Below are 25,977 nucleotides of genomic sequence, written 5' to 3' on the forward strand. Positions count from 1 at the left end.
CTGCGGCGAGGTCAGGCCGTGGTACTGGTGCCCGGTGTTCCGGCGCCGGTGGGCAGTAGTTCGCGGATGAGCTGCTGGATGCGTCCCTTGATCTCGTCGCGGATGGGACGGACCGAGTCGACACCCTTGCCTGCCGGATCCTCGAGGACCCAGTCCTCGTACCGCTTGCCGGGGAAGTAGGGGCACTCGTCCCCGCAGCCCATGGTGACCACGACGTCGGAGGCCTTCACGGCGTCGGTGGTGAGGATCTTCGGGGTCTCGGCGGTGATGTCGATGCCCTCCTCCTTCATCGCCTCGACCGCGGAGGGATTGACCTGGTCGGCGGGCTGCGAACCGGCGGAGAGGACCTCGATGCGCCCCTCGGACAAGTGGCTCAGGTACGCGGCAGCCATTTGTGACCGCCCGGCGTTGTGGACGCAGACGAACAGGACCGAGGGCTTCCTGTGATCGGCGGTCGTCGTAGCTGCTGTCTCGGTGCTCATGATGGTCCTTGCTTCTTCGCCTCGTGCCGGAGGGCCGGGCGTCTGGATGGAGAGGAGGAGCCGAGCCCCGGGTCCGACACCTCGTGTACCGGCATCCCACCAAAGATCGACTGGCTTCGATGTCGAGTATGCGGAAATACATCGATGAATGTCAATGCACAGGTATGCTGAGCCCATGACCACCATCTCCGAGCCCGGAACAGCGGGCCTCGCAGCAACCGAACCGGCCCCCGCCTCGCTCCCCGGCGCAACCGAGGAGGGTCGCTGCTGCGTGCCTTCCGGGACTCCTGCGATGAGTGCGGATCGCGCCGAGGAACTCGCGAAGCAGTTCAAGGCCGTCGCCGACCCGAACCGGCTGCGCCTGGTCTCGCTCATCTCGGCGAGCGCCGCCAACGAGGCGTGCGTGTGTGACCTCACCGAGCCGTTGGATCTCGGCCAGCCGACGGTGTCCCATCACCTGAAGATCCTCGTCGACGCCGGCATCCTGCACCGCGAGAAGCGAGGTGTCTGGGCGTACTACTCCCTGGTGCCCGGGGCCCTGAACTCCCTCGCCGGCGTCCTCATCGAGACCCGGTGACACCCCCTCACGCCGCTGCCCTCCACCACGAATCGAGACCCCTGTGAGCTTCAAAGCGGACAAGCCCTCCGTCCTGTTCGTCTGCGTCAAGAACGGCGGCAAGTCCCAGATGGCGGCCGGCCTCATGGACAAGGTCGCCGGCGACTCGGTGACGACGGCGTCAGCGGGGTCGAAGCCGGGCTCCGCCGTCAATGCCCTCTCCGCCGAGGTCCTGGCCGAGGTCGGGGTCGACATCAGCCGGAACACCCCGCGCCAGGTCACCGCCGAGGACCAGGGCCGGGCGGACGTCGTCGTGATCCTCGGCCCCGAAGCGCAGATCGACGAGGTCGACGGCACACGCTACGAACGGTGGACCACCGACGAGCCCAGCGAACGCGGGATCGACGGCATCGACCGCATGCGCCTGGTCCGCGACGACATCCTGGCACGCGTCACCGCCCTGCACGCCACCCTCACCACCCCGTAGCGCTCCCCCGCCTGCTGCACTTCCCCGCTCGTCCCTGCCCTGGTTCTTTCGTGAGTTCCTCCTGCTAGGAGTCCTGCTGCCATGACCGTGGTCGCCATCCTGATCTTCCTCGCCACCCTGACCCTCGTCATCTGGCAACCCAAGGGCCTCGGCATCGGCTGGTCCGCTCTCGGCGGGGCCGCGGTCGCGCTCCTCACCACCGTCGTGAGCCTGTCGGACATCCCCATCGTGTGGGACATCGTCTGGAACGCGACCTTCGCGTTCGTGGCGATCGTGATCATCTCGCTGATCCTCGACGAGTCCGGATTCTTCACCTGGGCCGCGCTGCATGTCGCCCGGTGGGGGCGGGGCAACGGCCACCTGCTGTTCACCCTGATCGTCCTGCTCGGAGCAGCGATCGCGGCAGTGTTCGCCAACGACGGAGCGGCGCTGATCCTCACCCCGATCGTCATCCAGATGCTGCTCGCCCTGAGGTTCCCGGCCAGGGCGTCCCTCGCGTTCGTCATCGCGTGCGGGTTCATCGCCGACGCCGGCAGCCTCCCCCTGGTCGTGTCGAACCTGGTGAACATCGTCACCGCGGACTTCTTCGACATCAGCTTCGCCCGCTACGCGCTCGTCATGGTCCCGGTCGGCCTCGTGTCGGTCGCCGCCAGCCTCGGGGTCCTCCTCCTGTTCTTCCGGAAGGCCATCCCGCGCCACTACGACGTCGCCGTCCTCGCGACCCCGAGATCCGCGATTGCGGACCCCCTGACCTTCAGGACCGGGTGGGTGGTCCTCGGTGTCCTGCTGATCGGTTACTTCGCCGCGGAACCCCTGCACATCCCGCTCTCCGCCGTCGCCGGCCTCGGCGCCGTCGTCCTCATGATCGTCGCTTCCCGCCGACCCGCCTTCCTCTTCCCGCGCACGAGCACCCTCGTCGGCGCCCCCGACACGCAGCACGGAGCACCGGGATCACCGCACGCCGCGGATCGGGCGGAAGACCTCGACTACGAGACCGCGGGGATCGGGCGCCGGACCACGACCGGCCCCCTCGCATCCGCTGCCTCCCACGCGGGCCCCGCCGACGCCAACGGAGACCTGCAGGCGTCGGCTGACGGGACAGCGGCGGTGCCCGCTCCGGCGGCCCGGATCTCGGTGCCGCGGATCCTGAGGGAAGCGCCCTGGCAGGTCGTCCTGTTCTCCCTCGGCATGTACCTCGTCGTGTACGGGCTGCGGAACCAGGGCCTCACCGACGAGCTGGCCGGCGTCTTCTCGGCCGTCGGTTCCAACGGCGTCCTGATCACCGCCCTGGGCGTCGGTGTCATCGTCGCTGTCCTCGCGTCCCTGATGAACAACATGCCCACCGTCCTCATCGCGTCCCTCGCGATCGGGTCCGCCGGCGCCACCGGCCTCACGCAGGAGGCGATGATCTACGCCAACGTCATCGGCTCCGACCTCGGCCCGAAGATCACACCCATCGGCAGCCTCGCGACCCTCCTGTGGCTCCACGTCCTGGACCGCAAGGGCATCCACATCGGCTGGGGCCAGTACTTCCGCACCGGCATCGTGCTCACCATCCCGGTCCTCGTCATCACCCTGCTCGCGCTCGCGGGATGGCTCACCGTCGTCGGCGTCTGACCCTCCTGCGCATTTCAGGCCAGGTATGGGGCAGGCGTCACGTCGTCCGGTGGACGCCAGGACCGCCCGGCGTAGGGCAGCACAGAGCGACCGTCCCGACCGTGACGGGGATGAGCGCGGCGATCAGGCTGGGGGCTGTGTAGCTGCCGGTGATGTCGCGGCCGATGGAGAAGAGGACCGGGCCGAGGGCTGGAGCCGACATTGATCGAGGTGATGATGCCGCGGATGCCGCCGATGCTGTCCGTGCCGAAGTAGTGCGCGAGAGCGATCGGTTCGATGGCGCGGATCGCACCGCCGGCGGCGCCCAGGATGAGCCCGTAGACGACGGCGAGGCCGAAGCCGGTGATCAGGGGCAGGAAGCAGAGCGCTGCGGCGAGAAGCCCCATGGATCCCGTGAGCGCGTGGCGCGGATCGAGCCTGTGTGCCACCGCACCGACGGTCAGGGTCGCGAGGATCGCGGTGACGGTCTGCGGGATGAAGTTCGCGGCCGCTTCGGTGGTGCTCAGCCCCTGAGTGGTGAGGATGGACACCTGATGGAAGGCCAGGGCGGTCGACAGCATGCCGGTGGCCGCTAACGCTGCGGCGATGACCCAGAAAATCGGTGTTCGGACGGCGTCCTTCGTCGCCCACACGGTAGAACCTGATGACGGTTGATGTTCGACGTCGGGCTCGGCCGACATCGCCTGCGGTGTCGGCAGTGCGTGCAACGGTCGAGTCAGCGGATGCGGTTGCGGGTGGTCCTGGTGGCGGGGCAGGAACAGGATCATCGGCAGGACGATGACGAGCACGGCAATGGATTGGATACGCCAAGCCAGGGCGATGCCACCGCTGCTGACAAGACGTTCGACGAGGATCGGGGTCAGGGAGATCCCGGCGGACCCGATTGCGGAGACCAGTCCGACGGCGAGCCCGCGCCGGTGGTGGATGGCCTTGACGACGGCAGTGGTCGCCGCGAGGGTCAGCGTTCCCTGCCCGGCCATGCGCAGGATCACGAAGCCCGCAGTGAGCCCATAGATGTCGCTGACGAAGCTCAAACCCAGCAGGGCGATGGCGAATGCGGTCACTGCAACAAGAATGACCTTCCGGGCACCCCACCTGTCGATGCCGCGACCGATGAACGGCAACGCAACGGCGCCGGCGAGAGTGCCGAGGAGGTAGCTGAAGGAGATGTCCGTGCGGGACATCCCGAGCTCCTCGATGAGCGGGTCGGTGAGCGGGGACAGGCCGGCGGTCTGTCCGGGTGCTGTGGCGGCGCTGATGAGCGCTCCGGCGGCAACAACTCCCCACCATGAGCGGCGGGGAGTTGTTGTCGGTAGTGCACGTGCTGTGGTGGCCCCGTTGACTGCGGGCATCGGTTGTCTTTCCTGCGGAGTACGTGTGGGTCGAAGGTCTGTGCCGTGTGCTTGCTTCGACCCTATCGACCAGCCGGGCCGCGGGATGGTTCAGGTCGACCGGTGGCAATCCGCCCGGGGCCGGCCCTTCTGGTGTCAGTGGCCGCCGCCGAGGTGCCCACCGAGGCGTTCGCGGATGGCGAGGCTCGCGATGTTGAGGCCCTCGATCTGGACGCTCTTGCCGTAGCTGTCGTACTTGGCGGTGATCGCGTCCAGCGCGGCGATGGTCGATGCATCCCAGAGGTGGGATCCGTACATGTCGATGACGATGGTGTCCGGGTCCTCGGCGTACTCGAACTGCGTGTAGAGGTCATTGGAGGAGGCGAAGAACAACTCACCTGACACCTCGTACTTCGCGACGGGTACGCCGAAGTGTTCCTCTACGGTCCGTTCGACCGTGACGAAGTGCGCGACCCGGCGGGCGAACGCGACCATGGCCACGAGGACACCGACGATGACGCCGATGGCGAGGTTGTGCGTCCAGACCGTCACGATGACCGTGGCGAGCATGACGGTCGTCTCGCTCTTGGGCATCCGCTTCAGCGTTCCGGGCTGGATGCTGTGCCAATCGAACGTGGCGATGGACACGAAGATCATCACCGCGACCAGGGCGGCCATCGGGATCAGGGCGACCACGTCACCGAGGGCGACGACGAGGACGAGGACGAACAGTCCGGCCATGAACGTGGAAAGCCTTGTGCGCGCTCCGGAGGCCTTCACGTTGATCATGGTCTGGCCGACCATCGCGCAGCCGCCCATGCCGCCGAAGAACCCGGTGATGATGTTCGCCGCGCCCTGACCCCACGATTCGCGGGTCTTGTTCGACCGGGTGTCGGTGACGTCATCGACGAGCTTCGCGGTCATCAGCGATTCCATCAGACCGACCACGGCCATGCCGGCCGCGAACGGGGCGATGATCTGGAAGGTCTCGAGGGTCAGCGGCACGTTCGGGAAGAACAGGAACGGCAGGCTCTCGGGCAGCTCGCCTTTGTCTCCCACGGTGGGGACGGTGATCGCGAAGACGACCGCGGCCGCGGTGACGACGACGATCGCGACCAGGGGTGCGGGAACCGCGCGGGTGATACGCGGCAGCAGGAAGATGATGACCAGTCCGACGGCGACCATCGGGTACACGAGCCAGGGAACCCCGAGGAGCTCGGGCAGCTGGGAGGTGAAGATCAGGATGGCCAGGGCGTTCACGAAGCCCACCATGACGGAGCGGGGGATGAACCGCATGAGCTTCGCGACCCCGAGCACGCCGAGAAGCACCTGGAAGACTCCGGCCAGGATGACCGCGGCAATGAAGTGATCGATTCCATGACTGGCCACGAGCGGCGCGATGACCAGGGCCGTCGCGGCTGTGGCCGCGGAAATCATGGCGGGGCGGCCGCCGAGGAACGCGATGGATACCGCCATGGTGAAGGAGGCGAACAAACCGATCCGCGGGTCGACACCTGCGATGAGGGAGAACGCGATGGCCTCGGGAATCAGTGCCAGGGCGACGACGAGGCCGGCGAGGACCTCGGTGCGCAGGAGGCGCGGCGCGCGCAGGGTCCGCCGGACGGATTGGCGGTCCTCGGGCGTCAACGGCGGAGCGGTGGTGGCAACAGCCATGGGAGTCCCCTTCCAGGGATCAGGAGGGCGCATTGGCTGCCCTCGGTGGTGAAGAAGGTGGGGACGCGACGCTGCGTCCGGGAAGAAGGAAGGGGCCATCAGGCCCATGCTTAACTGTACTCTAACGTAATGGTAGAGTTGGGCGTGTGGGGCAGGCCAAGCGATCAGGAGGATTTTCCGTGCATATCGGTGAGCTCGCAGATCGGACAGGCCTGTCCCTGCGCACGCTGCGCCACTATGACGAGATCGGACTCCTCCGCCCCAGCGGGCGCACCGATGGAGGGTTCCGGGTCTACTCGGAAGACGACTCCACCAGGCTGACCCTTATTCGTCAGGCACGTGCCCTGAAATTCAGCCTCGAGGAAATCGGTGAGCTCCTCGACGTCCTCACAGCACGCTCGGGCTACCACGGGCTGGTGAATCTCGACGCGATGGAAACCCTGCTCGGGGAAGCGCGCCGGCGCCGGACAAAACTCGCGGCTGACCTCGACCGCGCCGATGACCTCATCATCCAGGTATCCACCAATCTCCAGCACCCCTTTCAGCCCGCGGTTCAGCAGCCGGGGTAGACACCACAGCCTCAGGATCAGCGGCAGATCCGGGACCCTCGTCGCCGACCCCGGCCCTCATGCTGCGGGCGGCCTGCGACCCCGATGCCCTCGGCCACCACTCGTGGTCGCCTTACAGCCCCCGCAACGACTCACCCGGCACGATCACCCGGTCCCCACCACGGGTAGGAGACACCTCTTGACGACATCGCACACAGTCCGACAACCCGGAACACCACCCAGTCCCGGGCGCCTCCCTACAGCTACGCCGGCCGATTCGTCGGGCATTTTCCGGCCGGAGGTGCAGGGCCTCCGCGCGGTCGCCCTCGTCCTGGTCGTGGTCTATCACGTGTGGCTGGGACGGGTATCGGGCGGAGTGGACGTCTTCCTGCTCGTCTCCGCGTTCCTCCTCACCGCCTCATTCGCCCGCCGCTCCACGGCGGGCCCGCTGGGGTTGCGCACGTACTGGACGCGCGTGTTCGGGCGGCTCCTGCCGCCGGCCGCGGTCGTCCTGCTCGCAACCGTCCTTGCATCGATCGCATTCTTCCCGCAGGTCAGGTGGGGCACTCTGATCGAACACGCCTGGGCGTCGCTGCTGTATGTGCAGAACTGGGACCTGGCGTTCGGCGCCGTGGACTACCAGGCAGCCGACGCCGCGACGGCCAGTCCGTTCCAGCACTTCTGGTCCCTGTCCATCCAGGGCCAGGTGTTCGTCCTCTGGCCGCTGATCCTGGCCGGCTGCATCCTCGCCGCCCGGCGCACCCGGTTCTCCTTCACCGTGGTCGCAGGAACGGTCTTTTCCCTGATCTTCGCCGTGTCGCTTGCCTTCTCGGTGCACCAGACGACGACGAACCAGGCCTTCGCGTACTTCGACACCCGGGCGAGGCTGTGGGAGTTCGCCGCCGGATCCCTGCTGGCCCTGGCCCTGCCCCACCTGAACCTGAACCGACTGACCCGGCTGGCCCTGGGCTGGGCCGGCATCCTGATGATCATCGCCTGCGGCCTCGTCGTGCAGGTCGAGAACCAGTTCCCCGGCTGGATCGCCCTGATCCCCGTCCTCGGTGCCGCCGCCGTCATCGCCGCCGGCCCACAGGGACAACAGCCCCGTCACCCGCTCGGCATCGACCGGATCCTCAGTGCAGCACCGGTCCTGTCGGTCGGGCGGATCTCCTACGCCCTGTACCTGTGGCACTGGCCGATCCTGATCACCTACCTCGTCACCACTGGAACCAGCGCCGTGTCCCTCGGCGAGGGCGCCCTGATCATCGCCCTGTCCGCGGCCCTGTCGTGGGGCACGATGCGCCTGGTCGAGCGTCCTTTGCAGGGCTGGTCGTGGGTGCACCGCCGCAAGCGACGCAACGCCCTGCTCACCGTCGGCTGCGCCCTGATCGTCGCCGTTCCCCTCTCCGGCTGGGAGACGCGCATCAGCATCAAGGAGGAGCAACTCGCACAGCAACCGGCGGCGCTGAACCCCGGAGCGCAAGCGCTCCTCTCACCCGAGGAGCACGCGACCCTACCGGACGCCGCGCTGGTGCCGGCCGCCACAGATCTGGGCGCTGAATGGGGCAAGGCGGGGCCCTCCTGCGAAGGCGGATACCGGCCTCAGGACGAGGCGCTGGAGACTTGCCACCAGATCGAACCCGACGGGCAGGCAACCCGTACGGTCGTCGTCCTCGGCGACTCGCACGCCAACCAACTCATGCCCGCACTCACCCACATCGCCGAGAAGAACCAGTGGCGGATGATCACCCTGCTCCGCAACGCCTGCCGCTACGGAGCGGAGTCCGACACCCGCGATGACGCATGCAATGCGCGCAATGACGCCGCCCGCGAGTACGTGCTGGACCTGCAGCCCGACGCGGTCATCACCCACGGCACCCTCAGCACGGCCGAGGAACCGCACGAGCTCCTCGTCCCGGCCTGGGAAGAAGGCATCGGTGTCTTCCTCGAGGACGGCATCGAAGTCCTCGCCATCCGGGACAATCCCCGCTTCCCGATCAACATGTTCGAATGCGTCGAGCTCCACGGGCAGGACGCACCGCAGTGCAACACCCCCCGCGGTCAGGCGCTCCTACCCGTCAATCCGGTCGAAGCGATCGCGGCCCGGGAACCGCTCGTGCATTCATTGGACCTCACACCGGCATACTGCACCGACACCACCTGCCCGGCCGTCGTCGGCAATGTCTTCGTGTACATGGACCTGGACCACCTCACCCGCACGTACGTCGAAACTCTCACCGATTACTTCGAGGACCAGCTGTTCGCGACCACCGGGTGGACGGCCACCGCACCGCGCACCCCCAGCCAGAAGCCTGCCCTGTAAAGCGCAGGACGCCCCTAAGGACTCGAGGCCCTCGCACAGAAAGCCAGAGAACCCATAGTCAGAACCCCGTCACCAAGTGGAGGACAACCATGGAAAGCCAAAAGACCGCCCCGACAACAACTCTTATGGACCTGAAGGACACATCGCTCACCAGCGGCGTTCCTGAGGACGTGATCGAGAACCTATTGCTGCTGCACATCATCGAACCGGTGACCATCGACCCAGGCGAGGGCCCCCTGTTCGGCGTTGACCAGACCATGCTTCTGGAAATCCTGACGCACATGGACGTGCTCAACTTCAGAATCGAGGAGATGCGAGACATGGTCCGAGCCGTCGACACCCTCTGCGCCGCCCCCCACTCAGAGCTCGCCGCACGCTACAGGATCAGACTCGGCGCCTTTGCCTACGCACTGTCGCGTCGCACCGTCGTCACCGACGCCCAGGCCCAGGCTCTGACCCGCATCACCAATCTTCTTGGCAGCCGCTACCCTTGGCTGACCGCCTGACCCCACCGCGGTAGGCGATGAGCACATGGCTGGTGCGGACGCCGCCGATGACGCCGCGATGATGCCGGGGTATTGGGTCAGTAGCGGGTGAGGACGTCGATGAACTCGTCGGCGCGGGCGAGGGTCTCGACCATCTTGGCCCGCCTTTCGACGGCCGTGTCCCGGAAGGCGGCAAGGCGTGCGCGCAGCTCATCGGCCGCCGCCGGGTCCGTCTCCAGCTGCAGGGCGTCCAGGACGGAGAGGAGGTCCGTCATCTCCTCGAGGGTGAAGCCCAGTGGCTTCATCCGGCGGATCACCATCAACCGCTCGAGGTCGTTCTCGGTGTAGACGCGGAACCCGCCTTCGGTGCGGGACGTCGCCGGGAGGATACCGACCTCGTCGTAGTGACGGATCGTTCGCAGGGACAGGCCTGTGCGCTCGGCCAGCTCGCCGATATGCATGGTCCGGCCCGCCTCGGCGACCTCCGGTGTCGCATCACTCATCCGTGCTTCCCTTTCCATGCCTGCTACAACCTCACGTGACGTTAAGTTAGAGTTTAACGGTTACTGCGGCATCCCGCGGTTCTTCTGTACGCCGGCGTACAGCCTAGCTCCCCTTCCCGAGCGGCGAACCAGCCGTCTCCCGCCGCCCTGTACTCCAACGCACGAAGGATCCCGCCATGTCAGCAGCCGCACCCACTGCGAGACCAGAACTCACCCCGGTCGAACGCCAGTCGGTCGCCCGAACGCTTCGGAACCCGCGTCTGCTGAAGACCGAGGTCCTCGCCGGCCTCGTGGTCGCCCTCGCCCTCATCCCGGAGGCCATCGCCTTCTCGATCATCGCCGGCGTCGACCCGCGGCTGGGCCTGTTCGCCTCGTTCACGATGGCGGTCTCCATCGCCTTCCTCGGTGGACGCCCGGCCATGATCTCCGCAGCGACCGGCGCGATCGCCCTGGTCATCGCCCCGCTGGTAGCCAGCCACGGCGTGGACTACTTCATCGCCGCAGTGATCCTCGGCGGTCTCTTCCAGGTGATCCTCGGCGTCACCGGCGTCGCCCGGCTCATGCGGTTCATCCCCCGCTCCGTCATGGTGGGCTTCGTCAACGCCCTCGCCATCCTCATTTTCATGTCGCAGGTCCCCGAGCTCGTGGACGTACCCTTCCTCGTGTATCCGATGGTCGCCGTCGGCCTGCTCATCGTCTTCGGACTGCCGCGCCTCACCAGGGCGGTGCCCGCACCGCTGGTCGCCATCGTGGTCCTGACCGTGTTCGCGGTCCTCGCCAACGTGCTCGTCCCGACCGTCGGCGACAAGGGTGAGCTGCCCGAGAGCCTGCCGTCCCTGTTCTTCCCGAACGTGCCGCTGACCCTCGAGACCCTCCAGATCATCGCCCCGTTCTCGCTGGCGCTGGCCGCCGTCGGGCTCCTCGAGTCCCTCATGACCGCCAAGCTCGTCGACGACATCACCGACACCCGCTCCAACAAGACCCGCGAGTCCTGGGGCCAGGGCACGGCGAACATCATTACCGGGTTCTTCGGCGGCATGGGCGGCTGCGCCATGATCGGCCAGACCATGATCAACGTGAAGGCCTCCGGCGCCCGCACCCGGATCAGCACGTTCCTCGCCGGGATCTTCCTGCTCGTCCTCGTCGTCGTCCTCGGCGGCATCGTCGCCCTGATCCCGATGGCCGCCCTCGTCGCTGTCATGATCTTCGTGGCCATCGCCACCTTCGACTGGCACAGCATCCAGCCCGGAACGCTGAAGCGGATGCCCAAGAGCGAGACGACCGTCATGCTCGCGACCGTCATCGTCACCGTATGGACCCACAACCTCGCCATCGGCGTCGGCGTCGGCGTCCTCGTGGCCATGGTCGCGTTCGCCCGCCGCGTGGCGCACTTCGTCACCGTCGAACGGACCGAGACCACCGTGGACGGGGACCGGCACGCCACCTACACGGTCGACGGCGAACTGTTCTTCGCGTCCTCCAACGACCTCTACACCCAGTTCGAGTACGCCACAGACCCCCACCGGGTCACCATCGACCTGCACGGATCCCACCTCTGGGACGCCTCCACCATCGCCGCGCTGGACGCCATCACCGAGAAGTACCGCACCCACGGCACCGAGGTCACGATCGTCGGACTCAACGAGGCCTCCACGATGATGCGTGAACGTCTGGGCGGGAAGCTCGGCGCCGGCCACTGACCGGCCGCGCCGGGAGCAGCCGGCGTACTTCCGGCATGGAAGCCACCGGCGTGCCGGAGTCCGCGGACAGTAGGGAACAATGGAGGAATGGCCGATACCACCCAGGGCACAGACACGCCCTCCCCCCAGCCCGTTTCCGTCCCCGACAAGCCCGTGCTCGAGGGCCTCGAGGAGAGACTGTCCCGCCAGTGGCGCGAGGACGGCACCTACGCCTTCAAGCGTGACACGACGCGCGAGGACGTCTACTCGATCGACACTCCCCCGCCCACCGCTTCGGGATCGCTCCACGTGGGGCACATGTTCTCCTACACGCAGACCGATGTCATGGCGCGGTTCAAGCGCATGCGCGGCGCCAACGTCTTCTACCCGATGGGCTGGGACGACAACGGACTGCCGACCGAGCGCCGCGTCCAGAACTACTACGGCGTCCGCTGCGACCCCTCCGTGCCGTACGACGCCGACTACCGGCCCCCCGCCGAGCCCGCGAAGAACCAGCGGGACTTCGACGCGGTCTCGCGGAAGAACTTCATCGAACTCTGCGAGGAGCTGGCGGTCGAGGACGAGTTGGTCTTCGAGAACCTCTTCAGCACCTTGGGCCTCTCGGTGGACTGGGACCTGACCTACCGGACCATCGATGACACCTCACGCGCCGTCTCGCAGCGCGCCTTCCTCGAGAACCTCAAGGCCGGGGACGCCTACCTCGCCGAGGCGCCGACGCTGTGGGACGTCACCTTCCGGACCGCGGTCGCGCAGGCCGAACTCGAGGACCGCGAGCAGCCCGGCGCCTACCACCGCATCGCGTTCCACGCCCCCGACGGCTCGCGGATCCACATTGAGACCACGCGCCCCGAGCTGCTGCCCGCCTGCGTGGCCCTCGTGGCGCACCCCGACGACGAGCGCTACAAGCCGCTCTTCGGCACCACGGTCACCAGCCCGCTGTTCGACGTCGAGGTCGAGATCAAGGCGCATCCCCTGGCGAAGCCCGACAAGGGCAGCGGTATCGCCATGATCTGCACGTTCGGCGACCTGACCGACGTCACCTGGTGGCGGGAACTGCAGCTGCCCACCCGCGCCGTCGTCGGCCGCGACGGCCGGCTCCGCGCCGAGGCACCCGAGTGGATCACGACCGAGAAGGCCCGCGAGAACTACGGCCGGCTGGCCGGCAAAACCATCTTCAGCGCCAAGGAGGCCGTCGTCGCCCTGCTCCGCGAGAGCGGGGACCTCGAGGGCGAGCCGAAGAAGATCATGCACCCGGTCAACTTCTACGAGAAGGGCGACAAGCCCCTCGAGGTCGTGACCAGCCGCCAGTGGTACATCCGCAACGGCGGGCGCGACGCCGGCAAGCGGGAGGCGCTGATCCAGCGGGGTCGCGAGATCGATTTCCACCCCTCCTTCATGCGGTCCCGCTACGAGAACTGGATCGAGGGACTGAACGGCGACTGGCTCGTCTCGCGACAGCGCTTCTTCGGCGTCCCCGTCCCCGTCTGGTACCGCCTCGATGGCGACGGCGAACCGGAGTACGAGGACCCGATCATCCCGGCCCTCGAGTCCCTGCCCGTCGATCCGGCCGCCGACCCGGCTCCCGGGTTCGAGGAATCCGCCCGCAACCGGCCCGGCGGCTTCATCGGCGACAGCGACGTGCTGGACACCTGGGCGACGTCGTCCCTTACCCCGCAGATCGTGGGCGGCTGGGCGCGGGACGAGGATCTCTTCGGGAAGGTGTTCCCGTTCGACCTGCGCCCGCAGGGGCACGACATCATCCGCACCTGGCTGTTCTCGACGGCGGTCCGCGCGGATGCGCTCCAGGACTCGGTGCCGTGGAAGCATGCGGCCCTGTCCGGCTGGATCCTCGACCCCGACCGCAAGAAGATGTCGAAGTCCAAGGGGAACGTCGTGGTCCCCACGGACGTCCTGGAGCAGTTCGGCGCTGACGCCGTGCGGTACTGGGCCGCGTCGGCGAAGCTCGGCGCGGACACCGCCTACGAGGTGAACCAGATGAAGATCGGCCGGCGCCTGGCGATCAAGCTGCTCAACGCCTCGAAGTTCGTCCTCAACCTCGGCGTCACCGAGGCGTCCATCGGCTCCGGTGCACTGGACCGTGTCTCGAACGCGCTGGACACCTCCCTGCTCGTCCAGCTCCGCACGGTGACCGAGCAGGCCACGGCAGCCTTCGAGAAGTACGACTACGCCCGTGCCCTCCAGCTCACGGAGTCCTTCTTCTGGACCTTCACGGACGACTACGTGGAACTGGTCAAGGACCGTGCCTACGGCGACGCGGGTGACGCCGGGACGCAGTCGGTCCAGGCCGCGCTGGCGACGACGCTGGACGCCCTGCTGCGCCTGTTCGCGCCGTTCCTGCCGTTCGCCACCGAAGAGGTCTGGAGCTGGTGGCGCGAGGGATCGGTGCACCAGGCGGCCTGGCCCGGCGCCGACGCGCTCACGGCCCTGCCGGACACGGCCGACGCCGGCGTCCTCACCTCCGTGGCCCTGGCCCTCGGGGGTATCCGCAAGGCCAAGTCCGAGGCCAAGGTCAAGCAGCGCACCGAGGTGGAGCGCGCCGTCGTCACGGCGTCCGCCGCCCAGGTGGGGCAGATCCGTGCGGGCCTGGCAGACCTCCTCGCGGCCGGCAACGCCCGGGACCTCCAGGTCGTCGAAGGGGACGGCGCACTGAGCGTCTCCGACGTCGAACTGGTGCCGCAGCCCGCGGAGTAGCCACCCGACGCAGGAAGGGGCCCGCCGGTGGGCGGGTCCCTTCCTGCGTTCGGGCCGACCGGAGGCTAGTCGAACCGCGGGCTCTCCGTGCGGGAGCGCTTGAGTTCGAAGAATCCGGGGAACTCGGACATCAGGACGGCGCCGTCGAAGATCCTGCCGGCCTCCTCGCCACGGGGGATCCTGGTGAGGACCGGACCGAAGAACGCGGTGCCGTTGAAAGCCACGACGGGCGTGCCGACCTCGTCGCCCACACGGTCGATGCCGTCCTTGTGGGACGCGCGCAGCCGGGCGTCGTACTCGTCGGTGTGCGCGTAGGAGGCGAGGTCGGCCGGCAGGCCCACCTCGTCCAGCGACTCCCGGATCACGACGTCGAAGTCCCTGTTCTGGCCGATGTGGATGCGGGTCCCCATCGCGTCGTACAGCTTCTTGATGTACTCGTCGCCGTGCAGCTCGGCTGCGGCGATGATGACGCGCACCGGGCCCCAGCCCTGCACCATCATGGCCTGGTACTCCTCGGGGAGGTCCCGTCCTTCGTTGAGGACGGACAGGCTCATGACGTGCCAGGCGACCGAGATGTCACGCACCTGCTCCACCTCGCCCATCCAGCGGGACGTGATCCAGGCGAAGGGACACAGGGGGTCGAACCAGAAATCGGCCTTCTCGACGGTCGTGGACGCGCTCATGGGGTGCTCCTTGCAGGGTTGGTGAGGCCGAGGCCTTTCCGGGTGCAACCCGCCCCGGCGGCCCGCTATTCCGGCCGAATTGGTGCAGGCCCGCAGGAGGCGGTCTAATGAGAGGACACGACCAGTCGAGGATGCCTGGCGCTATCCCTGCGTCGCCATCGGGCTGGATGAGCTCGCACCGGCCACCCCGGTGCGGAAAAGGATGCCGCTGTGCAGCACCACAGGACCGAGACCCACGACACCTGGCTCGAACGCGAGGCACTCGCCGAAGCCATGATCCCGCTCATCGGACGCCTGTACCGCGAGAACAATGTCGTGACGAGCATCCATGGACGCAGCCTCATCAACAAGTCCACGATGAACATCCTCAAGGCGCACCGCTTCGCGCGCCGCATCACCACCGAGGAGCTCCTGCTCGAGGACACCGCTCCCCTGCTGCAGGTCCTCGTCGACCTGGACCTCGGAGCAGCAGCGATCGACATCGGACGCCTCCGCCTCGCCTACGACCGCGCCGGGGACGACCTGACCCTCGAGGAGTTCCTTCGCGCGGAGCTCGCAGACATCGTCGGCCATGGCGGGCGCGACGAACGCACGAGCACCGACGTCGTCCTGTACGGCTTCGGGCGGATCGGGCGCCTGGTGGCCCGCCTCCTCATCGAGAAGGCCGGCGGAGGCCACGGGCTGCGGCTGCGCGCCGTCGTCGTCCGCCGCGGCTCGGACAACGACCTCGCCAAACGCGCGAGCCTGCTGCGCCGCGATTCGGTCCACGGGTCCTTCGAGGGGACCATCCAGGTGGACGAGGCGTCGAACACGATCACCGCCAACGGGATCCGCATCCAGGTGATCTACTCCGACGATCCCGCGACCATCGACTACACGGCGTACGGCATCCACGACGCCATCGTCGTGGACAACACGGGCCGCTGGCGCGACGCCGACGGGCTGTCCCAGCACCTGAGGAGCCGCGGCGTGGCCAAGGTGCTGCTGACCGCGCCCGGCAAGGGCAGCCTGAAGAACATCGTGCACGGCATCAACCACGCCGCCATCGAGGACACCGACCGCATCATCACGGCCGCATCCTGCACCACCAACGCGATCACGCCCGTCCTCAAGGCGGTCAACGACCGCTTCGGCGTCATCCACGGGCACGTGGAGACCGTCCATTCCTTCACGAACGACCAGAACCTGATCGACAACTTCCACCGCGGCGACCGGCGCGGGCGCTCGGCGGCACTCAACATGGTCCTCACGGAGACGGGAGCGGCGACGGCGGTGGCGAAGGCGCTGCCCGAACTGGCGGGCAAGCTCACCGGCAGTTCCATCCGCGTGCCGACCCCGGACGTCTCGATCGCCATCCTCAACCTGACCCTCGAGCACGGGACCACGAAGGAGGAGGTCAACACCTACCTCCGCGAGATGTCCCTCCACTCGGGCATGCGGAAGCAGGTGGACTACATCGACAGCCCGGAGGTGGTCTCGACGGACTTCGTCGGGTCGCGACGCACGGGCATCGTCGACGGCCTCGCGACGATCGCCGACGGCACCTACCTCGTCCTGTACGTCTGGTACGACAACGAGTTCGGGTACAGCTGCCAGGTGGTGCGGGTGCTGGAGGAGATGGCTGCGGTGCATCCGCCGTCGTACCCCGTCGCCGCCCTCGACGCCGCGGTGGCAGCGAACCCCTGACCGGCGGACATGCGAAAGGCCCGGCCGTCCGGCCGGGCCTTTCGCATGGGACGATCAGGCGGACTTGTTGCGGCGCTTGGACGCCACCTCGTGCGAGATGAGGGTGGGTTCGGCGCGCTTGGCGACGACGTCGTCGGTGATGACCACCGTCGCGATGTCCTCGCGGCTGGGGAGGTCGAACATGACCGGCAGGAGGACTTCCTCCATGATGGCGCGAAGGCCCCGCGCGCCGGTCCCGCGATCCAGCGCGAGGTCGGCGATGGCCTCGAGGGCCTTCGGTTCGAGGACGAGCTCGACGCCGTCGAGCAGGAACATCTTCTGGTACTGCTTGAGCAGGGCGTTCTTCGGCGCGGTCAGGATCTGCATCAGGGCCGGGCGGTCGAGGTGGGTGACGGTGGTGATGACGGGCAGCCGGCCGATGAACTCGGGGATGAGGCCGAACTTCAGCAGATCCTCCGGCATGACGTCCCCGTAGCTCGCCTCCTCGTTCTTCAGGGAGCTCAGCGGGGCGCCGAAGCCGATGCCCTTGCGGCCCGCACGTGAACCGATGATCTCCTCGAGACCGGCGAAGGCGCCGGCGACGATGAAGAGGACGTTCGTGGTGTCGATCTGGATGAATTCCTGGTGCGGGTGCTTGCGCCCGCCCTGCGGCGGAACGGAGGCGACGGTGCCCTCGAGGATCTTCAGCAGCGCCTGCTGGACGCCCTCGCCCGAGACGTCACGCGTGATCGACGGGTTCTCGCTCTTGCGGGAGATCTTGTCGATCTCGTCGATGTAGATGATGCCCTGCTCGGCCTTCTTGACGTCGTAGTCGGCGGCCTGGATCAGCTTCAGCAGGATGTTCTCCACGTCCTCGCCGACATAGCCCGCCTCGGTGAGTGCCGTTGCGTCGGCCACGGCGAAGGGCACGTTGAGCCGCCGGGCGAGGGTCTGCGCGAGATAGGTCTTGCCGCATCCGGTGGGCCCGATGAGCAGGATGTTGGACTTCGCGATCTCGACGTCCTCGGTCTCGACGGCGTCGGCCAGGGTACCGGCCGCGCGGGGCCCGTTACCCGACTGGATGCGCTTGTAGTGGTTGTAGACGGCGACGGCGAGGGAGCGCTTCGCGGGCTCCTGGCCCACCACGTACTCCTGCAGGAAGTCGAAGATCTCGCGGGGCTTCGGGAGCTCGAACGTCCCGAGGTCGGCGACCTCGGACAGCTCCTCCTCGATGATCTCGTTGCACAGGTCGATGCACTCGTCGCAGATGTACACGCCGGGGCCCGCGATCAGTTTGCGGACCTGCTTCTGGCTCTTCCCGCAGAAAGAGCACTTGAGCAGATCCGTGCTCTCACCAATGCGAGCCATGGTCCAGTCCCCTTAGGTATATCGCGATTGCTATCACCACTCTAGGCCACCCGGGCGCGGGAGCCAGTATCAAAAGGCCCGTGGTGCCATGCGGCACCACGGGCGCGGAACGGACCGGGCGGCGGGATCCGGGCCCGGTCCGCCCCCGGATCCGCCGTCCTGCTACGGGGTGTTGATCTTCGGCGGGGTGATCTTCCGCGAGGTCAGGACCTCGTCGACCAGTCCGTACTCGACGGCGTCGGCCGCGGTGAGGATCTTGTCGCGCTCGATGTCGATGTTGACCTGCTCCGAGCTGCGACCCGAGTGGAGGGCCAGGGTGTCCTCCAGCCAGGTGCGCATGCGCATGACCTCGTTGGCCTGGATCTCCAGATCGGAGGCCTGCCCGCCCTGTCCTCCGGAGAGGGCCGGCTGGTGGATCAGCACGCGCGCGTTCGGCAGGGCCAGCCGCTTGCCCGGGGCTCCCGCGGCCAGCAGGACCGCCGCGGCACTGGCAGCCTGGCCGAGGCACACGGTCTGCACCTCGGGCCGGATGAACTGCATGGTGTCGTAGATCGCCGTCATGGCCGTGAACGAGCCGCCGGGCGAGTTGATGTAGAGCGTGATGTCGCGCTCGGGGTCCGTGGACTCGAGGACGAGCAGCTGGGCCATGACGTCGTCCGCTGAGGCGTCGTCCACCTGCGTGCCGAGGAAGATGATGCGGTCCTCGAACAGCTTCGTGTACGGGTCCTGGCGCTTGAAGCCGTAGGGCGTGCGCTCTTCGAACTGGGGAAGGATGTAGCGGCTGGTCGGCAGGTTCTGCGCCGTCGATCCCGCTGCTGCCTGGAATTCGTGGTTCATGGTGTCTCCTGTAGGACGACTGGTGAAGATAGGGGCTGGGCGCGGACTAGGAGGTCTGGTCGGTTCCGCCGCCGCCGGCCACGGAGCCCGAGTGCGCGGAGATGTGGTCGAAGAACCCGTAGTCGAGGGCCTCCTGGGCCGTGAACCACTTGTCGCGGTCGTTGTCCTTGAGGATCTTCTCGACCGTCTGACCCGTCTGCTCCGCCGTGAGCTCGGCCATGACGCGCTTCATGTGCAGGATCAGCTCGGCCTGGATCCGGATGTCCGTCGCGGTTCCGCCGATGCCGCCGGACGGCTGGTGCATGAGGATCCGGGCGTGGGGGGTGGCGTAGCGCTTGCCCTTGGTGCCCGAGGAGAGCAGGAACTGGCCCATCGAGGCGGCGAGGCCGGTGGCCACCGTGACGACGTCGTTGGGGATGAACTGCATGGTGTCGTAGATCGCCATCCCGGCGGTCACCGAGCCACCCGGCGAGTTGATGTAGAGGAAGATGTCGCGCTCGGGATCCTCGGCCGACAGCAGCAGGAGCTGAGAGCAGATGGCGTTCGCGTTGTCGTCGCGGACCTCCGAACCGAGCCAGATGATGCGCTCCTTGAGGAGCCTGTTGTAGATGTAGTCGTCACGACCGCCCATCTCGGGGCCGGCCATGCTCGGGGTGCTTGGTTCGGTTGCCATTGACGTTAACCTCTCACTCTGGCGGGCCGCTGCCGCTTCGGCCGACCCGTCCGTTTGTCTCTCCTTGGACACTAACCCGCTGGCGTGACGAATTGCTCCCGCTCCGGGAACTGTTCGCTGACGGCGCACGGTCGCGCCGCGGCCCTCCGGATGCCGTTCGCCGAGGGCTTTCGCCCGTCTCCTCAGGGCTTAAAAAAACAGCGGTGCCGCCGCCCGGAGGCTGCGGCACCGCTGGTTGCACTGCTGGCTACTCGGAGGCCGCCTTCTTGCGCGGCGCCCTCTTCTTCTTCGGTGCCTCTGCGGCCTCGGGCTCCTCGGCAGCCTCCGGCGCTACGGCCTCGGGGGCTTCGGTCCCGGTCTGCTCGACGTCGGCCACGTCGCCCTCGGGCGCCTCTGCGACCTCGGTCGCCTGGCCGTCCTCGACGACGTCCTGCTCGGTCTCGAGGTCCTCCGCGCTGATGGTCTCGGTGTCGTCGCCGACGGGCCGGACGAACTCGCTGAGGTCGACGGAGGCGCCGTTGGTGTCGGTGACCGTGGCGTACTCGAGGACCTTGGCGAGGGCCTTGCGGCGACGCACCTCTCCGACGATCATCGGGACCTGGCCGCTCTGGTCCAGCATCTGGGCGAACTGGTTCGGCTCCATGCCGTACTGACCGGCCGTCGAGACGATGTAGTCGATCAGCTCGGCCTGGCTGACGCCGACCTCTTCCTTCTCGGCGACGGCGTCGAGGATGACCTCGTTCTGGAAGGCACGCTCCGTGTTCGTGCGGATCTCCGCGCGGTGCTCCTCGGTGTCGTGGTCCTCGCCGGCGCTGTGGGCGTTCTCGCCGTTGAAGTGCTGCTCGAGCTGCTCGTCGATGACGCTCGCGGGGACCGGCACGGCGACGAGCTCGACGAGCTTGTCGAGGACCTTGTCGCGCGCCTCGACGCCCTGGTCCATCAGCTTGGACTCGGAGGCCTGCTTCGACAGATCGGCGCGCAGCTCCTCGGCGGTGTCGAACTCCGACGCCAGCTGGGCGAACTCGTCGTCGACCGCGGGGAGCTCGCGCTCCTTGACCGCCTTGACGACGACCTTGACCTGCGCGTCGGCACCTGCGTGCTCGCCGCCGGCCAGCTTGGTCTCGAACGTGGCGTCCTCGTCGGTGGAGAGTCCGGTGACGGCCTCGTCCATGCCCTCGAGCATGGTGCCCGAGCCGATCTGGTAGGACAGGTCCTGGGCGGAGTCGACCTCGTCGTCGCCGACCGACGCGGTCAGGTCGATGGTGAGGAAGTCGCCGTCCTGGGCGGGACGGTCCACGGCGGTCAGGGTGCCGAAGCGACCGCGCAGCTCGTCCATGGCCTTCTGGATGTCCTCGTCGGAGGCCTCGACGGGCTCGACGGTGACCTCGATGCCCTTGTAGTCGGGCAGCTCGATCTCGGGGCGGATGTCCAGTTCGACGCTGAACGTCAGCTGGCCGTCCTTCCTCGCGGGATCGGGGACCTCGGTGATCTCGACCTCGGGGCGGCTGAGCGGGCGGATGCCCGTCTCCTGCACGGCGCTCTGGTAGAACCCGTTGAGGCCGTCGTTGATGGCGGTCTCGATGACGTAGCCGCGGCCGACGCGCTGGTCGATGAGCTGCGTGGGAACCTTGCCCTTGCGGAATCCTGGAACCTGCACCTGGGTCGCGATGGTCTTGTAGGCCTCGTCGATGCTGGGCTTCAGTTCCTCGAAAGGTACCTCGACGTTCAGCTTCACCCGGGTGGGGGAAAGGGTTTCAACAGCGCTCTTCACAGCGTAGGACTCCTGAAATGATTGGGATTGGTTCTGCAGCGGAGGCACTTTCCTCATCACACAACAGAGTCGGGGTGACAGGAGTTGAACCTGCGACTTCCTGCTCCCAAAGCAGGCGCTCTACCAAGCTGAGCTACACCCCGTAAGTGCGAGTGCCAGTCTACGCACCTTTACGCTGACCTCGCACATTTGGCGATAGCGCGCCGGCTGTGATGTAGTTATAGGCGTTCCACGGGGCACCGAAAGGCGCCCGTTGCGGGGATGTAGCTTAATGGTAAAGCCTCAGTCTTCCAAACTGATTACGCGGGTTCGATTCCCGTCATCCCCTCTTCTCCCGGCCCTGGAGGCCGCATCACCCGGACCCTGGGTCCGGGTTCTTTTCTTTAAACCTCCTGGCACCGCGGGCACCAATAGACGTTCCGGGCCGCCATCACCGCGGTGAGGATGGGGGTCCCGCAGCGACGGCACGGCTTGCCCGTCCGCTTGTAGACGTAGTGCGGGGCCGAACGCTTCGGCCGCCCGTTCCGCGCCTCCGGGGTCGTCGTGACGATGCGCCCGTCCCGGACTCCGTCCTTCATCAGTCGCACCGTCTCGGCCCAGAGGCCTGCCGCTTCGTCGTCGCGGACCTGCTTGCCCGGTCGCCATGGGTTGATGCCCTGGAGGAACAGCACCTCGGCCCGGTAGATGTTGCCGATCCCTGCGATCACCGCCTGGTTCATCAGCTGGGTGCCCACGGGGGTGATGCTGGACAGGAGTCTCTGCGCGAACCGCGTGCCGTCCGATCGCGGCTGGAGCGGGTCGGGACCGAGTTTCGCGCGGGCCGCCTTCTCCTCGGCCCCCGTGATCACCTCGCACGCGGTGGGTCCCCGGAGGTCCGCCCAGCCGTGCGCCGACACGAACCGGACACGGACGGCGCCGACAGGGGCGGGAGGGCCTGCGTAGCCGAGGGCGACGCCGTCCTCGGAGGGCTGCTCCGACTCCCCCACCCGGCGCGGGGCTCCGATGCTCGAGGCCCCGCGGAACGTCTCGTCGCCGCCGAAGGTCCACGCCCCGTACAGGCCGAGGTGCACGCGCAGGACGCGGCGGTTGTCGAACCGCAGGAACATCTGCTTGCCGTGCGCGAGCGCGCTGACCAGCGTGGCGCCGTCGAGCTGCGCGGCTCCGTCGGCGAAGCGTCCCTGCGGGCTCGAGACGGCGAGGCGCTCACCGGTGAAGACGGAGCCGAACTGCCGGGCGAGCCGGTGGACCGAGTGGCCCTCAGGCAACGCTTCCCGTTTCCTCGAACCGGGCCACCTGAGCGATCCTGCGGCTGTGCCGCTCGGCGCCGCTGAAGGGCTCGGAGAGGAACGCCTCGATGATCGCGGTCGCCTCCTCCACGGAGTGCTGCCGGCCGCCGACCGCGACGACGTTCGCGTCGTTGTGCTGGCGTGCCAGGCGTGCCGTGTCGAGGCTCCAGGCGAGGGCGGCCCGGACGCCGCGCACCTTGTTCGCGGCGATCTGCTCGCCGTTCCCGGAGCCTCCGAGGACGATCCCCAGGGCCCGGGTGCCCGCAGCCTGGTCCGCGACGACGGCCCGCGCAGCGTCGATGCAGAACGAGGGGTAGTCGTCCTCGGGATCGTAGGACGTCGGACCGTGGTCGACGACGTCGTAGCCTGCCGCGGTGAGGTGCGAGAGCAGGTGGGCGCTCAGCTCCATGCCGGCGTGGTCGGTGGCGAGGTGGACGCGCATCATGATCGGTTCCTTCTGGATGGTGCCGGGGAGCGGACGATGGTCACTGCGGGAGATGTCCGCGCAGCAGGACGGGAGGGTTCCAGCCTAGACCGCGGGGCCGGAGGGGTCGACGTGCGCGGCCGCGCCGGGTGGAGTGAGAGAATCGAACCGCTGCGTAACCCCCATCACATGCGGAGTATCCGTATCCCACCCCTGGAGGCGATCCTTGCCCGGTCTGAACCTGACGCGCGACGAAGCACGCACGCGCGCCGATCTGCTCACCGTCCACTCCTACGAGGTCACCCTCGACCTCACGCGCGGCGAGCGGGTGTTCCGCTCGACGACGGTGGTCTCCTTCGACGCACGCCAGGGCGCCTCGACGTTCATCGACGCCGTGACGGACACCGTGTACCGGGTGGAGCTGAACGGCGTCGCACTGGACCCGGCGGAGGTCGCCGACGGCGTCAGGATCCAGCTTCCCGTGCTGGCCGCCAGCAACGTCCTCGTGGTCGAGGCCGACATGCTCTACATGAACACCGGGGAGGGCCTCCACCGGTTCACCGATCCCGTGGACGGGGAGGTCTACCTGTACACGCAGTTCGAGGTCCCGGACTCCCGCCGCGTGTTCACCGTCTTCGAGCAGCCCGACCTGAAGTCGACGTTCCGCTTCTCGGTCACCGCGCCCTCGCACTGGGACGTCATCTCGAACACCGCCACCCCGGATCCCGTCCAGGCGGGATCCGACGCCGACGGCGGCGCCGCCTCCACGTGGTCCTTCGAGCCCACACCGGTCATGTCCTCCTACGTGACGGCGCTGATCGCGGGGCCCTACCAGTCGGTGCGCAGCGAGCTGACGAGCTCGGACGGCCGCACCATCCCGCTCGGGGTGTTCGCCCGCAGGTCCCTCATGCAGTACCTGGACGCGGAGAACATCTTCGCCCTGACGCGCCAGGGCTTCGCGTTCTACGAGGAGCAGTTCGGCGCCCCGTACCCGTTCGCGAAGTACGACCAGCTGTTCGTGCCCGAGTTCAACGCCGGCGCCATGGAGAACGCGGGCGCCGTCACCTTCGTCGAGACCTACGTCTTCCGGGGACGCGTCCCCGACGCGACCGTCGAGCGGCGCGCCATCACGATCCTCCACGAACTGGCCCACATGTGGTTCGGCGACCTCGTCACCATGCGCTGGTGGAACGACCTCTGGCTGAACGAGTCCTTCGCGGAGTTCATGTCCACCCTCGCGGCCGCCGAGGCCACGGAGTTCGAGCAGGCGTGGACCACGTTCGCGATCCTCGAGAAGGGCTGGGCCTACCGCCAGGACCAGCTGCCCTCCACCCATCCGATCGTCGCGACGATCAACGACCTCGAGGACGTCCAGGTCAACTTCGACGGCATCACCTACGCGAAGGGCGCGTCGGTGCTCAAGCAGCTGGTGGCCTGGGTGGGCCAGGAAGAATTCATGCAGGGCGTGCGCCAGTACTTCGCGAAGCACTCCTGGAAGAACACCGAGCTGGTGGACCTGCTGTCCGAGCTCGAGGCAGCCAGCGGCCGCGACCTGAAGGCGTGGTCCGCCCTCTGGCTGGAGACCGCCGGCGTCAACACGCTCCGCCCCGAGTTCACCACGGACGGGACCGGTACGATCACCTCGTTCACGATCCTCCAGAGCGCGGTCGAGGCGTTCCCGACCATCCGGCCCCACCGCCTCGCGGTCGGCTTCTACGACCACGACGACGACGGCGCGCTCGTCCGGGTGCACCGGCTGGAGCTCGACGTCGACGGCGAGCGCACGGAGGTCGCGGATCTCGTGGGACGCAGGCAGCCGGCCCTCGTGCTCCTGAACGACGACGACCTCGCCTACGCGAAGATCCGCCTCGACCCGGCGTCCCTGCGCACCTCCGTGCGCCACGTCAGGGATTTCCGGGACTCCCTCCCCCGCACCCTCGTCCTCGCCTCGGCGTGGGACGCGGCCCGCGACGGCGAGACGCCGGCACGCGACTACGTGGAGCTCGTGCTGCAGAACATCGGGGCGGAGTCGGATTCGTCCGTGGTGCTCGTGCTGCTCCGGCAGCTCGCCTCGACCCTCGCGTTCTACGTCACCCCGGAGGACCGGGAGCCGATGGGCGACGCCGCGGCGGACAGCCTGCTGGAGCTCGCCCTCGCCGCCGAGGGAGGCTCCGATGCCCAGCTGCAGTTCACGAAGGCCTTCTCGGCCCACGCCCGCACGGCCCCCCAGCTGGACACCGTCGCGGCGCTGCTCTCCGGTGAGCGCGTCCCCGAGGGGCTCAGCGTGGACCAGGACCTGCGGTGGGAGCTGCTCACCAGCCTGGTGGCCGGCGGGCGCGCCGGGGAGCAGGAGATCGACGGGGAGCTCGCGAAGGACTCGACGGCCACCGGCCAGCTCGCGGCGGCCGCGGCCCGCGCGGCCGTGCCGACGCCGGAGGCCAAGGAGGCCGCCTGGGCGGCACTCGTCGATTCGGCGGACCTGCCGAACGCCGCGCAGCGGTCCATGATCGGCGGGTTCACGCGCGTCCACGACCGGTCGCTGCTGGAGCCGTTCGTCGGGCGGTACTTCGCCTCCATCCAGGAGGTCTGGGCGACCCGCACGCACGAGATCGCCCAGCAGATCGTCGTGGGCCTCTACCCGTCGCTCCTGACCACGCAGGACACGCTGGACCGCACCGACGCCTTCCTCGCCGCGCTCGGCGACGAGTCGCCGTCGCTCCGGCGCCTCGTGCTGGAGAGCCGGGACGGCGTCGTCCGCGCCCTGAAGGCGCAGGCCGCCGACCGCTAGGTACTCGCCGGCGGGGAGGACCATCGTCCTCCCCGCCGCGCGTTCCGCGCGGTCCGGGGCGCCG

21 protein-coding genes and 2 tRNA genes are annotated in these 25,977 nt (G+C 68.0%); 11 read left to right on the plus strand and 12 right to left on the minus strand.

Annotated features, from left to right (window positions below):
- Nucleotides 1-11: 11 nt before the first annotated feature.
- A complete protein-coding gene (locus CXQ92_RS03395; protein ID WP_104165276.1) occupies nt 12-482 on the minus strand; it encodes an arsenate reductase ArsC in 471 nt (156 codons plus the stop codon).
- 292 nt (nt 483-774) lie between these two features.
- Here CXQ92_RS03395 and CXQ92_RS03400 point away from each other — a divergent pair, with 292 nt between their 5' ends.
- From CXQ92_RS03400 to CXQ92_RS03410, 3 genes are all read left to right on the plus strand, one after another.
- A complete protein-coding gene (locus CXQ92_RS03400; protein ID WP_258069789.1) occupies nt 775-1,059 on the plus strand; it encodes a helix-turn-helix transcriptional regulator in 285 nt (94 codons plus the stop codon).
- 43 nt (nt 1,060-1,102) lie between these two features.
- Nucleotides 1,103-1,525 carry a low molecular weight phosphatase family protein gene (locus tag CXQ92_RS03405; protein WP_219815676.1) on the plus strand — a complete coding sequence of 141 codons (423 nt, stop codon included), beginning with the start codon at nt 1,103-1,105 and terminating at the stop codon, nt 1,523-1,525.
- Between the two features lie 81 nt (nt 1,526-1,606).
- A complete protein-coding gene (locus CXQ92_RS03410; protein ID WP_104165280.1) occupies nt 1,607-3,142 on the plus strand; it encodes an arsenic transporter in 1,536 nt (511 codons plus the stop codon).
- A 14-nt stretch (nt 3,143-3,156) separates the two neighbouring features.
- Here the strand turns inward: CXQ92_RS03410 and CXQ92_RS03415 are convergent, their stop codons facing one another.
- Nucleotides 3,157-4,494 (minus strand): MFS transporter, encoded by a 1,338-nt coding sequence (locus tag CXQ92_RS03415; RefSeq protein ID WP_104165282.1) that lies wholly within the window; start codon nt 4,492-4,494, stop codon nt 3,157-3,159.
- 135 nt (nt 4,495-4,629) lie between these two features.
- Nucleotides 4,630-6,147 carry a SulP family inorganic anion transporter gene (locus CXQ92_RS03420; protein WP_104165284.1) on the minus strand — a complete coding sequence of 506 codons (1,518 nt, stop codon included), beginning with the start codon at nt 6,145-6,147 and terminating at the stop codon, nt 4,630-4,632.
- Nucleotides 6,148-6,293: 146 nt separating this feature from the next.
- Between CXQ92_RS03420 and CXQ92_RS03425 the strand changes: the two genes are divergently transcribed.
- From CXQ92_RS03425 to CXQ92_RS03435, 3 genes are all read left to right on the plus strand, one after another.
- Entirely contained in the window at nt 6,294-6,716 is a 423-nt protein-coding gene (locus CXQ92_RS03425; RefSeq protein ID WP_258069688.1) for a MerR family transcriptional regulator, read from the plus strand.
- A gap of 280 nt (nt 6,717-6,996) precedes the next feature.
- A complete protein-coding gene (locus CXQ92_RS03430) occupies nt 6,997-9,018 on the plus strand; it encodes an acyltransferase family protein (protein WP_258069689.1) in 2,022 nt (673 codons plus the stop codon).
- Nucleotides 9,019-9,143: 125 nt separating this feature from the next.
- Nucleotides 9,144-9,524 carry a hypothetical protein gene (locus CXQ92_RS03435; RefSeq protein ID WP_104165290.1) on the plus strand — a complete coding sequence of 127 codons (381 nt, stop codon included), beginning with the start codon at nt 9,144-9,146 and terminating at the stop codon, nt 9,522-9,524.
- Between the two features lie 77 nt (nt 9,525-9,601).
- Here CXQ92_RS03435 and CXQ92_RS03440 read toward each other — a convergent pair whose 3' ends face one another.
- Nucleotides 9,602-10,006, minus strand: coding sequence for a MerR family transcriptional regulator (locus tag CXQ92_RS03440; protein WP_104165292.1), 405 nt, complete (start codon nt 10,004-10,006; stop codon nt 9,602-9,604).
- Between the two features lie 176 nt (nt 10,007-10,182).
- Here CXQ92_RS03440 and CXQ92_RS03445 point away from each other — a divergent pair, with 176 nt between their 5' ends.
- Entirely contained in the window at nt 10,183-11,706 is a 1,524-nt protein-coding gene (locus tag CXQ92_RS03445) for a SulP family inorganic anion transporter (RefSeq protein ID WP_104165293.1), read from the plus strand.
- Between the two features lie 87 nt (nt 11,707-11,793).
- On the plus strand, nt 11,794-14,418 hold the full coding sequence (gene valS / locus CXQ92_RS03450) for a valine--tRNA ligase (protein WP_104165295.1): 2,625 nt from the start codon (nt 11,794-11,796) through the stop codon (nt 14,416-14,418).
- Between the two features lie 65 nt (nt 14,419-14,483).
- Here the strand turns inward: valS and CXQ92_RS03455 are convergent, their stop codons facing one another.
- Nucleotides 14,484-15,101, minus strand: a complete 618-nt coding sequence (locus tag CXQ92_RS03455; protein WP_104165297.1) for a DsbA family protein — start codon at nt 15,099-15,101, stop codon at nt 14,484-14,486.
- Nucleotides 15,102-15,311: 210 nt separating this feature from the next.
- Between CXQ92_RS03455 and CXQ92_RS03460 the strand changes: the two genes are divergently transcribed.
- Entirely contained in the window at nt 15,312-16,787 is a 1,476-nt protein-coding gene (locus CXQ92_RS03460; RefSeq protein WP_104165298.1) for a glyceraldehyde-3-phosphate dehydrogenase, read from the plus strand.
- 54 nt (nt 16,788-16,841) lie between these two features.
- On the opposite strand, the gene clpX is transcribed toward CXQ92_RS03460, so the two are convergent.
- The 5 genes from clpX to CXQ92_RS03485 all read right to left on the minus strand — a co-directional run bounded on the left by clpX (nt 16,842) and on the right by CXQ92_RS03485 (nt 21,558).
- Nucleotides 16,842-18,134, minus strand: coding sequence for an ATP-dependent Clp protease ATP-binding subunit ClpX (gene clpX, locus CXQ92_RS03465; RefSeq protein ID WP_104165300.1), 1,293 nt, complete (start codon nt 18,132-18,134; stop codon nt 16,842-16,844).
- Nucleotides 18,135-18,296: 162 nt separating this feature from the next.
- The gene (locus CXQ92_RS03470; protein WP_043445666.1) at nt 18,297-18,971 is read right to left on the minus strand and encodes an ATP-dependent Clp protease proteolytic subunit; all 675 of its coding nucleotides are present in this window, start codon (nt 18,969-18,971) and stop codon (nt 18,297-18,299) included.
- A gap of 46 nt (nt 18,972-19,017) precedes the next feature.
- A complete protein-coding gene (locus CXQ92_RS03475; RefSeq protein ID WP_306738385.1) occupies nt 19,018-19,644 on the minus strand; it encodes an ATP-dependent Clp protease proteolytic subunit in 627 nt (208 codons plus the stop codon).
- Between the two features lie 247 nt (nt 19,645-19,891).
- Nucleotides 19,892-21,415: a trigger factor gene (tig, locus tag CXQ92_RS03480; protein WP_104165304.1), complete on the minus strand. Its 1,524-nt coding sequence runs from the start codon at nt 21,413-21,415 to the stop codon at nt 19,892-19,894.
- Nucleotides 21,416-21,484: 69 nt separating this feature from the next.
- Nucleotides 21,485-21,558 (minus strand) — tRNA-Pro (locus CXQ92_RS03485).
- A gap of 114 nt (nt 21,559-21,672) precedes the next feature.
- On the opposite strand from CXQ92_RS03485, the gene CXQ92_RS03490 reads away from it, so the two are divergent.
- Nucleotides 21,673-21,743 (plus strand) — tRNA-Gly (locus CXQ92_RS03490).
- Nucleotides 21,744-21,798: 55 nt separating this feature from the next.
- Here the strand turns inward: CXQ92_RS03490 and CXQ92_RS03495 are convergent.
- On the minus strand, nt 21,799-22,680 hold the full coding sequence (locus CXQ92_RS03495; RefSeq protein WP_104165306.1) for an Fpg/Nei family DNA glycosylase: 882 nt from the start codon (nt 22,678-22,680) through the stop codon (nt 21,799-21,801).
- On the minus strand, nt 22,673-23,143 hold the full coding sequence (locus tag CXQ92_RS03500) for a ribose-5-phosphate isomerase (protein ID WP_104166680.1): 471 nt from the start codon (nt 23,141-23,143) through the stop codon (nt 22,673-22,675). Before CXQ92_RS03500 ends, CXQ92_RS03495 begins: the two co-directional genes overlap by 8 nt.
- A 217-nt stretch (nt 23,144-23,360) precedes the next feature.
- Here CXQ92_RS03500 and pepN point away from each other — a divergent pair, with 217 nt between their 5' ends.
- Nucleotides 23,361-25,913: an aminopeptidase N gene (pepN, locus tag CXQ92_RS03505; RefSeq protein WP_104166682.1), complete on the plus strand. Its 2,553-nt coding sequence runs from the start codon at nt 23,361-23,363 to the stop codon at nt 25,911-25,913.
- Nucleotides 25,914-25,977 lie beyond the last annotated feature (64 nt).

The sequence above is a fragment of the Arthrobacter sp. SX1312 genome (genome assembly GCF_002929295.1).
Taxonomy (GTDB): domain Bacteria; phylum Actinomycetota; class Actinomycetes; order Actinomycetales; family Micrococcaceae; genus Arthrobacter_D.